The 13,210-nt window shown below is 72.7% G+C and carries 13 protein-coding genes and 1 pseudogene; 5 read left to right on the top strand and 9 right to left on the bottom strand.

Annotated elements, in window-relative coordinates; translation table 11 throughout:
• Positions 1–88: 88 nt before the first annotated feature.
• Positions 89–436 (bottom strand): STAS domain-containing protein, encoded by a 348-nt coding sequence (locus FB157_RS32960; RefSeq protein WP_145884318.1) that lies wholly within the window; start codon positions 434–436, stop codon positions 89–91.
• Positions 437–757: 321 nt separating this feature from the next.
• Between FB157_RS32960 and FB157_RS32955 the strand changes: the two genes are divergently transcribed.
• Positions 758–1,360 (top strand): hypothetical protein, encoded by a 603-nt coding sequence (locus tag FB157_RS32955; protein ID WP_145884317.1) that lies wholly within the window; start codon positions 758–760, stop codon positions 1,358–1,360.
• A gap of 91 nt (positions 1,361–1,451) precedes the next feature.
• Here the strand turns inward: FB157_RS32955 and FB157_RS32950 are convergent, their stop codons facing one another.
• The 3 genes from FB157_RS32950 to FB157_RS32940 form a co-directional block, all read right to left on the bottom strand.
• Positions 1,452–1,910, bottom strand: a complete 459-nt coding sequence (locus FB157_RS32950) for a cyclic nucleotide-binding domain-containing protein (protein WP_145884316.1) — start codon at positions 1,908–1,910, stop codon at positions 1,452–1,454.
• Between the two features lie 208 nt (positions 1,911–2,118).
• The gene (locus FB157_RS32945) at positions 2,119–3,054 is read right to left on the bottom strand and encodes a serine hydrolase (RefSeq protein ID WP_145884315.1); all 936 of its coding nucleotides are present in this window, start codon (positions 3,052–3,054) and stop codon (positions 2,119–2,121) included.
• The gene (locus FB157_RS32940) at positions 3,051–4,052 is read right to left on the bottom strand and encodes a LysR family transcriptional regulator (protein WP_145884314.1); all 1,002 of its coding nucleotides are present in this window, start codon (positions 4,050–4,052) and stop codon (positions 3,051–3,053) included. Before FB157_RS32940 ends, FB157_RS32945 begins: the two co-directional genes overlap by 4 nt.
• A 131-nt stretch (positions 4,053–4,183) precedes the next feature.
• Here FB157_RS32940 and bla point away from each other — a divergent pair, with 131 nt between their 5' ends.
• Positions 4,184–5,104: a class A beta-lactamase gene (gene bla / locus FB157_RS32935; protein ID WP_145884313.1), complete on the top strand. Its 921-nt coding sequence runs from the start codon at positions 4,184–4,186 to the stop codon at positions 5,102–5,104.
• 9 nt (positions 5,105–5,113) lie between these two features.
• On the opposite strand, the gene FB157_RS32930 is transcribed toward bla, so the two are convergent.
• Positions 5,114–5,842 carry a hypothetical protein gene (locus FB157_RS32930; protein WP_261386690.1) on the bottom strand — a complete coding sequence of 243 codons (729 nt, stop codon included), beginning with the start codon at positions 5,840–5,842 and terminating at the stop codon, positions 5,114–5,116.
• A 13-nt stretch (positions 5,843–5,855) separates the two neighbouring features.
• A pseudogene (locus FB157_RS47630) lies at positions 5,856–5,950 on the bottom strand.
• 192 nt (positions 5,951–6,142) lie between these two features.
• Here FB157_RS47630 and FB157_RS32925 point away from each other — a divergent pair.
• Both FB157_RS32925 and FB157_RS32920 read left to right on the top strand, forming a co-directional pair.
• Positions 6,143–6,742: a hypothetical protein gene (locus FB157_RS32925; RefSeq protein WP_145884311.1), complete on the top strand. Its 600-nt coding sequence runs from the start codon at positions 6,143–6,145 to the stop codon at positions 6,740–6,742.
• 140 nt (positions 6,743–6,882) lie between these two features.
• A complete protein-coding gene (locus FB157_RS32920) occupies positions 6,883–7,071 on the top strand; it encodes a hypothetical protein (RefSeq protein ID WP_145884310.1) in 189 nt (62 codons plus the stop codon).
• A 22-nt stretch (positions 7,072–7,093) separates the two neighbouring features.
• Here FB157_RS32920 and FB157_RS32915 read toward each other — a convergent pair whose 3' ends face one another.
• Entirely contained in the window at positions 7,094–8,638 is a 1,545-nt protein-coding gene (locus FB157_RS32915; RefSeq protein WP_398947614.1) for a N,N-dimethylformamidase beta subunit family domain-containing protein, read from the bottom strand.
• Between the two features lie 183 nt (positions 8,639–8,821).
• On the bottom strand, positions 8,822–9,823 hold the full coding sequence (locus FB157_RS32910) for a phosphotransferase (protein WP_145884309.1): 1,002 nt from the start codon (positions 9,821–9,823) through the stop codon (positions 8,822–8,824).
• A gap of 175 nt (positions 9,824–9,998) precedes the next feature.
• Between FB157_RS32910 and FB157_RS32905 the strand changes: the two genes are divergently transcribed.
• Positions 9,999–11,246, top strand: a complete 1,248-nt coding sequence (locus FB157_RS32905) for a cation:proton antiporter (protein WP_145884308.1) — start codon at positions 9,999–10,001, stop codon at positions 11,244–11,246.
• 53 nt (positions 11,247–11,299) lie between these two features.
• Here the strand turns inward: FB157_RS32905 and FB157_RS32900 are convergent, their stop codons facing one another.
• Positions 11,300–13,117, bottom strand: a complete 1,818-nt coding sequence (locus FB157_RS32900; RefSeq protein WP_145884307.1) for a phospholipase C — start codon at positions 13,115–13,117, stop codon at positions 11,300–11,302.
• Positions 13,118–13,210: the final 93 nt, after the last annotated feature.

Genomic DNA, 13,210 nt, shown 5'->3' with positions numbered 1-13,210 from the left:
ACGAGGACTTCCGCCCGGCACGCCGAGAGCACGCACCAGACGCCGCGAGGCCGCCCTTCGGGCGACGACGGGAATTTGACGACAGGACCTAGGACCGCGGGGGCCTCGGAAGGACCTCGAAGACGCCGGACAGGCCGGTGGCCCGCAGCAGCCTCAGGAAGCCAGGGGTGTCGGCGACCAGCCTCAGCCGGCCCCGCCGGGCCAGCGCCCGGTTCCGGGCCCGGCACAGGACCCCGAGCCCGGCGCAGTCGATGAACGCGACCGGCCGCAGATCGAGAACCAGGTCCTGGCACGGGCGCTCGGTCAGCGCGTCGAGCCGCTCGGACAGGGCGGGCAGGGTCAGCAGGTCGATCTCGCCGCGCAGCGGTACGACGACCGCCGCGTGGGCCGGGGGGTCGGCGGCCACCTGTGCCGGTCCCGACTGGTTCTCGGACATGACACCAGCCAAGCGATCTCCCGAGCCGCGAGGAAGGGCCGACCGGCCCCTTCCCCAGGCCCTCCGGGGCACCGTGCCGACCGGACCCGCGCCTTCGTAGGACTGTTTCGCTCTGCGGGCGGCACCGATCCGTTTCGAGGTGCACGATGGTGGAGTGACGCTTGTCGGCCGGGTGCACCACACCGTGCCGTGTCGTTCACCGCCAGAGGTGGGCGCCGCCCGGTCGGCCCCGTCACCCGGACCTCGGCCCGGAACCGGACGCCGAGCGGGAGCGCACGCCCTGCCCGGTGGCCGCCGGTACGCGAGAGGAGGCGGCGACCGATGACGCGGACACCTCCCACGAATGTGACCCGGGTGCGCTGGTGGCGATGGCGTCGAAACCCGCTGCGGCGGCACAGCGACGTCGTCGAGGCCTGGATCGTGCTGGTCACCTGGATACTCGTACTCGTGGGCGGCGTCGTCGCGGGGGCGGCCGCCGCCCTGTCGGTGGACTCGGCGTTCTCCGCGCGGCGGGCCCAGGTCCACGCGGTGTCCGCGGTCCTGACCGACGACGCGGCCAGGACCCCGCAGAACGGCAGCGGTTACGACGACGGCCGGGTGTGGGCCAGTGTCCGCTGGACCGGCCCGGACGGCTCGGTGCACACCGACCGGGCCAAGGTCTACCCGGGCGCCCCGGCCGGCAGCCGGCTCACGGTGTGGACGGACGGCGCGAACCGGATGGTGTCGCCGCCCCTGTCCACCGCGGAGGCGGCCCTGCAGTCGACCCTGACAGGCGTGCTCGCCGCCTCCTCGGCCGGTGTCGCCGTCTGGACCGGCGGCTGGCTGGTCCGTACCTGGCGCATGCACAGGCGCATGTCCGAGTGGGACGAGGAATGGAAGCGGATCGGCCCCGAGTGGCGGAACTACAGCAGCGGCGGAACCTGAGCAGAGCGCGAGCCTGCCGCGGTGCGTCGGTCGAGCCGGTCCGTGCCGTCGGTGACGTCGGTCTCCGGAAAGCCGTCACCTGGAGTCGCGGTCATGCCAGGCCGCCGCTGCCGTAGGGGGCGTAGAGGTCGAGCAGCCGGACCCGGGCGGCGTGCAGCCGCTGAGTCACCACGAGCCCGACCCAGACCGCGATCGCGCGCCCGAACTCGGGATCGGCGGCGCACTTCTCCAGGACCGCCCCGGCGTCGAACTCCCAGGCCCGCACCGGAGTCAGCGCCTCGCCGCCCAGTTGCCACAGGTGGGGCGGGAAGTGCCAGGACCAGCCGACCAGTTCGCCGTGCCCGAGCGACTCGATGACGGCGGGACGACGGCCGGGCACACGCAGGTCCAGGGCGACGGTCCCGGTCCGCACGATCCAGAAGCGGTCCGCGTGCCGGCCCTCCTCGAACAGCCGCGTCCCGGCCGCGAAAGAAGCCTCACGGGCGAGCTGCATCAACTGCACCCGATGCTCGGCCGGCAGGGCCGCGCTCATGGTGGTGACGGAGGTCATCGCTCCGGCTCCCTTCGCTCGAGACCCGTAGCCCTCGCGACCGTGGGGCTGCTGCTTCCAGACTGTGCTCGTCCGGCCCCGCCCACAACAGGCCACGCGGCCCCAGCAGACTCTCTGGGCTCAGTGGCACCGCTCGGTCACCAAGCGCACTTGCGTGGCTACCCGGGGTGGCGGAGTCCGTTCCGGGCGGCCGTCGGGACCCGTCGCCTCAGCCCCGCAACGCCTCGAACGCCTGCCGGGCGCCGATCCCGATCGCGAGGTCGATGTCCGGGGCCTGGCCGGCCCGCCGGTCCGCGCGGGTGAGCGCGGCCATGGCGACCCGGTCGCCGGACTCGGCCTGCACCACGCCGATCTCGTGCCGCAGATGGAGGAAGGTACCGGTCTTGCCGCTCCACCGCAGGGTGTCCGCGCGCAGTTCGCTCGCCAGCCGCTGGGTGAAGACCTGGAAGCCCATCAGCCGGCGCAGCTCGGCCGTGGCCCGGGGCCGGGAGATCTCGTCCGTCCACACGCGCTGCAACAGGTCCACCAGCGCCGCGGCCGAACCGAGGTTGGCGTGGTCCGGATCCAGGGTCTCGATGGTGTGCCGTCCGGCACGCTCGTCGCGGACGGCCAGTTCCAGCGCGAGCGAGAAGTCGTTGCCGGCGGCTCCGGCCGCGCAGTCGAACATGTGGTTCATCCGATGCCGGACCCGGATGCCACCGCAGCCCCATGCCCGCAGGCGGGAGTCGACATCCGCCACCGGCACCAGGCCGAACAGTGCGTCGGCGGCGGCGTTGTCGCTCACCGAGAGCATCAGGAGGAGAAGGTCACCGACGGCCACGGTGGCGGGGTGCCGGAACGCCGCGAGGCCGGTGCGGCCGACGCTGTTGGTGGCCGGATCCACCGTGACCGGGTGCGCCGGGTCGAGATCCCCGGCCGCGATCCGGTCCAGGACCACCAGGGCGAGCGGTACCTTGACGACCGACGCCAGGGGCACCATCTCGTCGATGTCGAAGCCGAGTTGTTCGCCGGAGTCCAGGTTGCGGGCGAGGAACGAGCCGCGGACCCCGAGCGCCACCCAGTCCGCCGTGATCGCCTCGGCGACATCGAGCAGGGCGCCGTCCCCGGCCACGTACGCCGGGCGGTACGCCGGTTGCGCGCTCATCCGCGTGCCGCCAGCCGGGCCGACGCGTCCTCGGCCGCCGGCCCGGCCCGTGTCGCTCCCGGTGCTCCGGCCGTGGCACCGGCCGCCGCCGCGAGCAGCGCGGCCAGCCAGTCCGGTACGTCCGCCGCCGCCTGCCGGCCCCGGGCTCCCCGCACCTCGTACCCGCGGTGCAGCGCGGCATCGGCCAGCGGCGCCCAACTCGCCCCGTGCTGCCGGGCGAAAGGCTCGGCGCACAGCAGCACCGCCCCGCCGGCCAAGGTCTCGGCGAGGGCCGTGGCCGCCGGTCCGGCCGGCCGCAGCAGGCCCTCCGGCAGCCCGGCGCGGGCGGCGGCCCGGAGCAGACGGTCCTGTGCGTACGGCACTTCGTCCTCGGCCAGGGTCAGGAGGGGCAGCGCGGCGGGCAGCCCGCCGGTCGTGACCCGGCTCCGGCGTGGCCGCAGGTCCTCCAGATGGATCGCACGCCGCCGCCTGCCGCTCGCTCCCGTGGTCGTCGGCTCCTGGACGTCGGGCGGTCCGGCCGAAGCCGGCCCCAGCGGTACCCGGATCCCGGCATGTTCGGGGGGAACGCGCACCAGGGCGTAGGCGAGCGAGCCGTCGGCGAGTCCGGAGACCCGTTCCGCCGGCGGCAGTTCGCGGATGGCGAGCGTGATCCCGCGCTCGGTGCCGGCGCGGATGACGCGCGCCAGCGCCACCGGGGCGCAGCCCGCGGGCACCCCTACGACACGCACCTGGGCCTGGCGGGCCGACCGCGCGGTCTGCCCGAGCCGCTGGGCCCGGTCCAGCACGTCCTGTGCGTACGGGAGCAGCAGCAGACCCAGTTCCGTCGCCGTGACCTGCCGTCGCGAACGGTCGAACAGCAGGCCCCCGAAGTGGGCCTCCAGTGTCTTGATACGGCGGCTGAGGAGCGGCTGGGCGATCCCGAGCCGGTCGGCCGCGCGCGAGAAGCTCAACTCGTCGACGGTCGCGACGTACGCCTCGAGGTGCGCGAGGAGATCCATCCCGAAGTCATATCAATAAGTTATGAGGCGTTCAAAGTTCCCTCTTGGACATGAGTGGACCACGGCTGTTTCGCTGGTCCCCGTCGAAGATCCACCAAGCCGACGACGGATGACTCGGGAGAACTCCGCACATGACCAGTGCCAATCCGCTGCCGCGCCGCCGCCTTTTCAAGGCCGGTCTCGCGCTCACCACCACCGCCGTGGTCGCCCCCGTCGCAGGGGCGCCGGCCGCCGCTGCCGCTCCGGATGCCGCAACGGCCGATCCGCACACCGAGTTGAGTGATCTGGAGCGGCGGTACGGGGCGCGGCTCGGCGTGTTCGCCCGCAACGTGCGTACCGGACGGACCGTGGCGTACCGCGCGGGGGAGCGGTTCGCGATGTGCTCGACGTTCAAGGCGTTCGCGGCGGCGGCCGTCCTGCGTGACCGCGGTGGCTGCGCACCGCTGGACAAGGTGATCAACTATCCGCCGAGCGACATCCTGCCGAACTCGCCGAGGACCGAGGAGCACCTGGCCACCGGCATGCGGGTGGGCGACCTGTGCGCGGCCGCGATCCAGTACAGCGACAACGCGGCCGGCAACCTCCTGTTGCGCCAGATCGGCGGGCCGGCCGGCCTCACCCGCTTCTTCCGGTCGCTCGGCGACCGGGTGAGCCGGCTGGACCGCTGGGAGACCGACCTCAACACGGCGATCCCGGGCGATCTGCGCGACACGACGACTCCGGAGGCCGTCGGGCGGAGCTTCGAGCGGCTGACCCTGGGCCGGGCCCTGGACGGCGCCGGCCGCGAGCAGCTCGTCACCTGGCTGAAGGGCAACACCACCAGCGCCCGACGGTTCGGTGCCGGGCTGCCCCGGGGCTGGGTCCTCGGTGACAAGACCGGGACCGGGGACTACGCCACCGCGAACGACATCGGCGTCGCCTGGACGACCCGGGGGACACCGGTCGTGCTGGCCGTGCTGTCCACGAAGGCCGAGAAGGACGCGCCGGTGGACGAAGCCCTGGTCGCCGACACGGCTCGCGTCCTGGCGCGCACCCTCGCCCCCGGCGAGTAGGCCGACGCCTCAGCCGACCGGGTCGCCCGCGGTCACGGGGTGGGTCTCCAGCTCCGGGGCGGACAGCAACTCTGCGACGAGCTCGGCGGAACCGCCGACGTACGTGCCGGCCAGGTCCACGTCACCGCCCACGCACCAGGCACGGTCCTCTGGCCACCAGAGGTCGGGCAGTTCGGCGAACTCGTCCAGGGTCAGTGGTGAGACGGCGTCGGCCAGGGTCCCGGCGAGCAGCACCTCGTCCCGGCCGGGCGTCGTGAACGTGGGGATCCCGTCGAACTCCCACCGGCCGTACCCGGACCACAGACCGAACCAGCAGCGCTCCGGGGTCCGGGTGTGGCGGCCCAGCACGGGGATCAGGGCCCGGGCGACATCGGGCGGGGTCGGTCCCTCGCCCGGATGCTCGTCCCACACGCCGGGCAGGCCGTGGTCGGAGCGGTTGTGGTGGTCGTGGTCCAGCCCGATGACCTCGTGCCAGCGCGTGGTCGGGGTCACCCGGGTGCCGTGCGCGGCGGCCACGGTCGACCAGCGCACCGGCCGCTCGTCCAGTGAGGCCGGATGCAGGATCCTCGCGTAGGCCGCGAATCCGGGCGCCGCGACTCCCGCGACGGTCCCCAGGGCGGCGTGCCCCGGGGCGGGTTCGGTGAGCCACGCGGCCGGGGAGAGGTCGGTGGTACGGACGTGGAGGCGTCCGTACCACTCCGGAGCGGGGTCCCTCTGGAGCGGGCGATGGTCGTTCACCCGCACATTCTTGCGGAGAGGGCAGGATTCGAACCTGCGTGGGCCCCGTGGGGCCCGACCTTGAGGCGTGCTCGTAGGTCCCCGATCAGCCACTCCGGGCACCTCTCCCTGTTCCCGGCTTCCGGTTTCCCGTGCCGTTCACATGTATGAGAGTGGCAGGAGCCGCTGACGGGGGACTGACGCTCCGCTGACGGGGTGCTCCGCCACCCGCCCCGCCGCACCGCCTCGGGGCGTCTGCGGGCTCGTTTTCTGAGTACGGGAACTCATGACGGCGACCCCGGCACCGGCCAGGATCGGCGCATGACGAAGATCGGAACGACGGGGGCCCGGGCCGGGATGGTCCCGCTGGCCTTACTGGCCGTGCTGGCGGCCGGATGCGGTACACAGCGCGCCGGGGGCGACGCCGGCGCGGGCGGGCCCTCGCGCAGTGCGGTGGCGTCGCCGAGCACACCCAAGGACTTTCCCTGCCCCGGCGAGAGCCCGACCGCCTCTCCGCAGCCGTCCACGGCCACTCCGAGCCCCACCGCACCGCCGACGGACCACTACGCCGAGAACCACGGATTCATGATCCCGTTCGAGCTGCACGGCAAGCGCCGCTGCCAGGGCCTCGCGGCCGTCGCGCGCGTCCGGGAGGCGCTCGAACCGCAGCGCAGGCGCGGCCGGTTCAGTCCCGAGAGCGTCCGCAAGGCCCTCGTCGGCCTCGGGTACTCCGGCGGGCAGGTGCAGGCGTACCCGGGCGACGGTGGCGTCGGCTTCCTGATCCAGGTCGACGACTACCCGGTGTGCGTGGAAGGCAGCCTGGCCGGGAACCCGGACCTGGACGGCGCCACGACCAAGGCGGACGCCTTCGGCGGCTACCCCGACCACGAGGGGTGCGACCAGCCCTCGGGTGGCCACTGACCGCACGGTTCCGGCCCAGGTCAGAGGCGTTGTTACCGACCAGTTTCCCAGTACCGCAAGTAACATGATGACCTTTGCTCTGGGTGTACCAGTCAGTCAACTCGGCGCGGTCCCAGGACGCGCCCTGCCCGGAGATCTCCATGTCCTCTTTCGATGACGCGCACAACGATCCGTTGGAAAGCGCTCGCTTCGCCTACGAGCAGCACGTGCAGACGTGCCGCCAGTGCCACGCGGACGCCGCGCCCTGTGCCGTGGCCAAGCATCTGCTGCGGCTCTACAACCTCGCCCGCCGGGACCGGCTCCGCGCCACGGGGCACCCGGCACAGTGACGCCGGGGCCCGGTGGCCGCCGTCAGACCGCGCCGCCGTACACCTCGTCCACGTTCGGACGCGGTGGCCGGCCGGTGCCGGTCGCCGGGCCCTGCGCGAAGGTGCGCAGCAGGTTCTCCGTGGTGCGCGTGACGAATCCGCGGGTGCGGCTGTCCATGCCGTGGTCGCGGCCGAGTTCGCCGGTGCCGGCGAGCAGGCCCTCCACCCAGCGCATGGTTCCGGTCGCGAACACCCCGGCACCGCTCGGGGCCGCGTAGTACGCCGAGTCGCTGTGGCTGGGGCGGCCGGCGCAGACGACCGGGGAGTGCGCGGTGATCTCCAGGGGGCCGGGAGCGGGGGAGACGGGCGTGACACGGTCGTACTCGACGCCCACCAGATGGGCGAAGGCGTCTCCAGGACGCACGCCGGTGCCGTCGTACAGCCAGTGATCGGCGGAGTGCACCACATACGGGGCGTCGACGGGATAGCCCTCGTACAGGACGCCGGTCAGCGAGGACTCCGGGTCGGCTGCGGGCGGGCTGCGGTAGTCGGTGGTCACCAGCGCCGGGTCGGACGCGTAGCGGGGGTCGGCGCGGTAGGACGTCTTGTAGCAGACCACCGTACGGTTGCCCGCCCGCTCCCCGTCCTCCAGACGGACCCGGCGGAAGCAGGTGTTCGCGCCTAGGAAGGCCACGTTCGTCCCGGCGTCCCGGGCGCGGGTGACGGACGCCCGCTGTTCGGGCGTCCAGTACTCGTCGTGCCCCAGGCAGACGACGGAATGCGCTCCGTGGAGCACCGACGGGTCCCGGTGGACGTCGACACCGGTGGTGTAGGCAAGCGGGATGCGCAGGCGTTCGGCCAGCACCACCAGTGCCCACTCGTAGACCAGGAACTTCTCGGCGCCGTTGCCCTCATAGGGACGGTCGAAGCTGACCGCGAGGGACCGGGTGGCGTACGCACCCGAGGAGCCCGCGTAGAGGCTGTATCCGCCCCAGCGGTTGTAGGCCTGCCAGGTGGCCGGGGCATGCAGCAGGACCGTGCGGCCCGCGGCCTCGGCGGAGCGGACGATCAGCGGGATGTGACGCTGGTGACCGGTGTCGGCCTCCAGCCGCAGCAGATAGGCGCCCTCCGGCCACCCGGTGGTGTCCATGCTCAGCGCGGTGGGCCAGTCGGCGCGCACGGTGCGGGTGGCGGGCAGCAGGTGCGGGGGCGGCTGGGCACGGCCGGGTATCCGCGATGAGGCCCATATGAGACGGGCCTGCCGGCCGCCGTACCAGCCGACGCGGAACGCCGAGACCCGGAACGAGGCGGCGCCGGTCGACACGTGCAGACCGCATTCCTGTCCGGGAGCGACGCTCACCTGGTCCGTGTAGCCGGCCACCGCGTCCGGCGGGCCCGCCGAGCGGATCCGCCAGTCGTCGGTGCCCGGCGCGTCCTGTTCGGCCTCCGGCCGCAGCGGACTGTCCCGGTGGGGTCGCGCGGGCGGGGTCGCGGGCGCGCAGGCGGCCGCCGTGGCCAGGCCCGCCCCCGCGCACAGGGCCAGGAAGCGCCGGCGGTCCACGGTGGGTATGCCGTGTGCTGGAATCACCACGCCTCCCGGATCCGGCCCGGTTCGTCCCCCGCCCAGGCTCCCGGTCCGGCTCCGCCTCCCGCAACCGCACGACGACTCCGGGGCGGAGGCACCGGCGGCGGACGGTCCCGGCGGGACACCGGGACGACGGCACCCGGGACGTGAACCGGGCGTTGTGCCGTAAGAGTGGTGTCGGGCCGTCTACAGCGGGGGATCCTCGGTGAGCTCCAGCAGCGTGCGGGCGCTCTGCCCGGCCAGGGGAGCGGCTCCGGGCGCGACCGGAAACAGACGGCCCCAGGCGCGGGCACGCCCCAGAGCGCTCAGCCGCCACGCGAGGTGCGCCGCGCGCCGGAGTTCCGCTGCCGTGTGTCCGGCTCCCGTCCACGGCTCAAGGTAGGCGTCGCGCAGGCGCGGCAACACCTCGGGCCCGTACCGGCCGCAGGCCCGCCGGGCGGTGACCTGCAGGCTGCAGAACGGGTGGGACACGGCCGCGTCGCCCCAGTCGAAGAAGGTGTACCGGCCCGGTTCCGGGTTGAACAACTGGCCGTCGTGCAGATCCGAGTGGTCGAGGGAGTCGGCGATGCCCGAGGCCGCGAGTTCGGCGCACCAGTCCACGAGCCGGGGCCGCAGCGTGTCGAGCCGTGCCCGTTCGTCCGGCCGCAGTGCCGTGTCCTCGGCGAGCAACGTGTCGAAGATCTCGGGCAGTTCCGCGGTCCGGGCGCTCGGGACACCCAGCCGTTCGATCTCGCGCGCATACGGGACCAGGGCATGCTGCATGCTCGCGTACCGGCGGAGAAGGTCCTCCCAGGCGCGCGGCTGCACGGTCTCCCGCTCGAGGACGTCCCGGAAGAGGGCGCCCCCGTCCGGCAGCAGGGACCAGCCGCGGTCGGCGTCGACCGCGAGCGGCTCCAGGACGTGCTCCGGCACCCAGCGGGCCAGCGCGGCGGTCAGCGCGCCCTCGAAGCCGCTGGCCTGCGGATTCGCCTTGAACCACACGGCCGCACGCCCGGCCACCGGCACCCGCACCAGGACGGACCACGGCCGCAGCCGCACCTGCAGCCGGCCGGTCACCCGCAGCCCGTGTGCCGCGAGCCCGGCCTCCACCCAGCCGAGGGCCGCGGTCCGCCAGGACTCCTGCTCCCAGGGAGTCACCGCGTCCGCGTACCGGCCCCGGTCCACGGTCGGCGACGCAAGATCGTACATCGGGCCATCTCAGCATCCCGCCCCGAGGTCGACCAGCGGTTTTCGCCCGGCGCCACGGTGCGCCGGGCCGTGACTTCCAATAGCCCAAACGCACAACACGCCTGATTTGTAAGCCATTTGTATGCTCGCGAACACATGTCTGGGGACTCCGGACTCCGGACGAGAGGCACGCCCGATGAGTCGTCTCGTAGCCACCGTTCTCGGGGACGTGGCCCTCGTCATCCTCGTGTCCTGGGTGTTCGGGGGCCTGACCCGGCGTCTCGGGCAGCCGGCGGTGATCGGCCAGATCCTCGCCGGGATCGCCCTCGGTCCGACCCTGCTGGGCCGGTTGCCCGGTGACCCGTCCGCGCGGCTGTTCCCCGCCGACGCGCGGCCGTTCCTGTCGGTACTGGCGCAGATCGCCGTCGTCCTGTTCCTGTTCGTCGCCGGCTACGAGATCGACTTCCGCACCTTCCGGGCGGGACGCACCGCGGTGAGCGTCGCGGTGGCGGCACTGCTGACCCCGATGGCGCTCGCCCTGGGGGCCATGGAACTGTGCGGTGGACTGTTCGCCGCCGTGGATCCCGGGCACGCGGGCCACCACTCGTTCGCGCCGTTCATGGCGGTGGGGCTCTCGATCACCGCGCTGCCCGTGCTGGCGGCCATCGTGCGGGAGCGCGGGGCCGCCGGCACTCCCGCGGGAACCGTGGCGATCGCGGCGGCCGGCTTCATGGACGTGGCGGCCTGGCTCGTGCTTTCGGCGGTGCTCAGCGACTCGGGTCAGGCCACCCGTCGGTCCTGGCCGGTCGCCCTGGCACTGCTGGCCGCCTTCGTCGCGTTCGTCCTCGGTGTGGTCCGGCCCGCGCTGCGCCGGTGGCTGAACCGGCCGGCCACGGTGCTGAGCAGTCCCGTTCCGGTGGCCCTGGTCTTCGCCCTGGGCAGCGCGTGGGTCACGGAGTCACTCGGCCTGCACGCCGTCTTCGGCGGGTTCCTCGCCGGGCTGGCCATGCCGCGCCGCGACGGTGCGCCGGGCGCCGACGTGCTGCGGCCGATGGAGCAGACCTCCGCAATGCTGCTGCCGCTGTTCTTCGTGTCCACGGGGCTGTCGGTCGACATCGGCACGCTGGGCGCGGACGGCTTCGGCCTGCTGGGGGTGCTCCTGGTGGTGGCGATCGCCGGCAAGGTCGTACCGGCCTACGGGGCGGCCCGGGTGCACGGCATGGACATCCGGCAGTCGGCCCTGGTCGCCGTCATGGTGAACACCCGAGGGCTCACCGAGCTGATCGTGCTGGACGTGGGCAGGACGGCGGGACTCATCGGCCAGGACCTGTACGCCGTCCTCGTCCTCATGGCCCTGGTGACCACCCTCATGACCGGTCCGCTGCTGCAGCTGATCGGGAGAGCGGACAGAGTGCGCGCCCCCCGGCCGTCGGTCAGAGCCTGAACCGAGTGCGCCCCGGCCGTCGGCCGGGGCGCACTCGTGGGGAGGGGCGGTGGTCAGACCTGCTGCCTGCGGCGCAGCGTGAGGTATGTGCCGGTGACGCCGGCGGCCAGCAGGGCGCCCACACCGAGGCCGACCGGGAGGGCCGGGATTTCCGAAGTGCCGGTGGTGGCGGCCGTGTTCTGCATCGCCGGGCCGGGCGTGATGCTCGTGGTCACCGGGGCGACGTGCCTGACGGGTCCGACGGACTTCACCGAGCCGTCCGAGTTCAGCAGCACCTGCTTGTTGTTCGGGTGCCGGAAGTCGAACATGCCTGCCAGGGAACCGGCCCTAGCGTCGAAGGAGTGGTCACCGACGCGGCCCGTGTGCCAGTTGTCCTCGATGAACCGGGTGACGGACGCCTGGTCGGTCAGCGTGTGGTCGACCTTGTCGACCTTGCTGTACGGCGAGATCACGAGCAGCGGCTGGCGGGTACCCGGACCACAGCGGTCGGCGTAACCGCCGGACGCCTTGGGGCCGTTCTGGCAGGCCGGGCTGTCGGTGGCCTTGCCGTTGGAGCCGAGCGAGGTGTCCTTCGAACCGTTGCGCGGAGCGGCGTACGCGTGGTCGTACCAGCCGTCGGAGTCGTCGTAGGCGACGACGACCGCGGTCGACTTCCACTGCGGCGAGCTCTGGATCGCGTTGATCTGCTTGACGAGGAAGTGCTGCTCGTCGAGCGGGTCGGAGTAGCCCGCGTGGCCGTCCTGGTACTCACCGGCCTTCACGAAGCTGACGGCCGGTAGCTTGCCCGCCTTGACCGCGGCGGTGAAGTCGGTCAGGTCGTAGTTGTGGTTGGCCTGCCCGTTGTGGCCGATCTCCGAGACACTCTTCGGCGGCAGGTGGTGCGGGTTTGCCGTCGACTTGTAGTACGCGAACGGGTTGTGGTGCGGGCTGTAGTCGGCGACGGCCGCACCGCCCGTGTTGGTGTGCGTGGTGTCGCACCTGGCGTACGACCCGGACGTCCCGTTCCACGCGGTCGAGGGCCGGAAGCCGCCCTGGAACCAGCCCCAGGACACCTTCTTCGCGTTGAGCCGGTCACCGATGTTGGCGCCCTGCATGGCCGCCAGCGCGTTGGTGCTGGTGTGGTCCTTGCCGGAGCAGTCGTCGAAGGCCGGGTCGGGGTCGTTGATCACCGTGCCCACGCCCTTCGCGTCGGGCGACTTGACGGTGTACGGGTCGGGCGTCGCCGTCCGCTTGCCGGTGGCCGGGTCGACGGAGACCACACCGTGCGTCTGACCGGAGACCAGGTTGAGCGCACCGGGCGTGGAGGGGCCGTAGACCGAGCTGAAGGAGCGGTCGGACAGGGAGTAGTGCTGGGCGTAGTTCCACAGCGCGGTGACGGTGTTGCCGTCGTAGTAGTCCATGACGAGGCCGGGCTCGCCGAACAGGCCCCCGCTGCACTTGTCGACCTCGGTGTTCTGCACGTACTGGTCGGCCTTGCCGCCGTTCGCCGCGTACTGCTCGGCCCCGTAGGAGTGGTTCTGGTCGCAGGTCATCGCCTGGGCGGGGGAGAGCCGCTTCGGCGTGTACTGGTTGGGGTTCGTCTTCAGCAGTCCGGCGTGGGCCAGGGTGTCGATGTTCCTGGGGGTGTTGCTCGACGCCTTGAACTTCGTGCCGTCCGTGTTGGCGGCCTTCGGGTACGTGGCGAAGTAGTGGTCGAAGGAGATGTTCTCGTCGAAGATCACGACGACGTGCTTGACGGGCGTCGCGGTGGAGGAGTGCCCGGCGGGCGCCGCCGCCCAGCCGGGCGCGTTGCTGCCGAGCACCGTGAGCGTCGCCGCTCCGGCGAGCGCCGTGATGCTCCGCGTCGCCGCTCGTCTTCCTCTGCTGGCCATGGTGGTTCACCCTCCGGGCGAGAACGTCTGTGCGTCGTACGAGCACGGATGCTGCGTGAGCGGCCGGGCGCTTCGGCGGAGGGGCGGTGGCGC

Origin of the sequence: Streptomyces sp. BK340, from assembly GCF_007827595.1 — a bacterium.
Lineage (GTDB): Bacteria > Actinomycetota > Actinomycetes > Streptomycetales > Streptomycetaceae > Streptomyces.
Note: the sequence above shows the minus strand (reverse complement) of the source record. Positions and strands in the feature narration are given on the sequence as shown.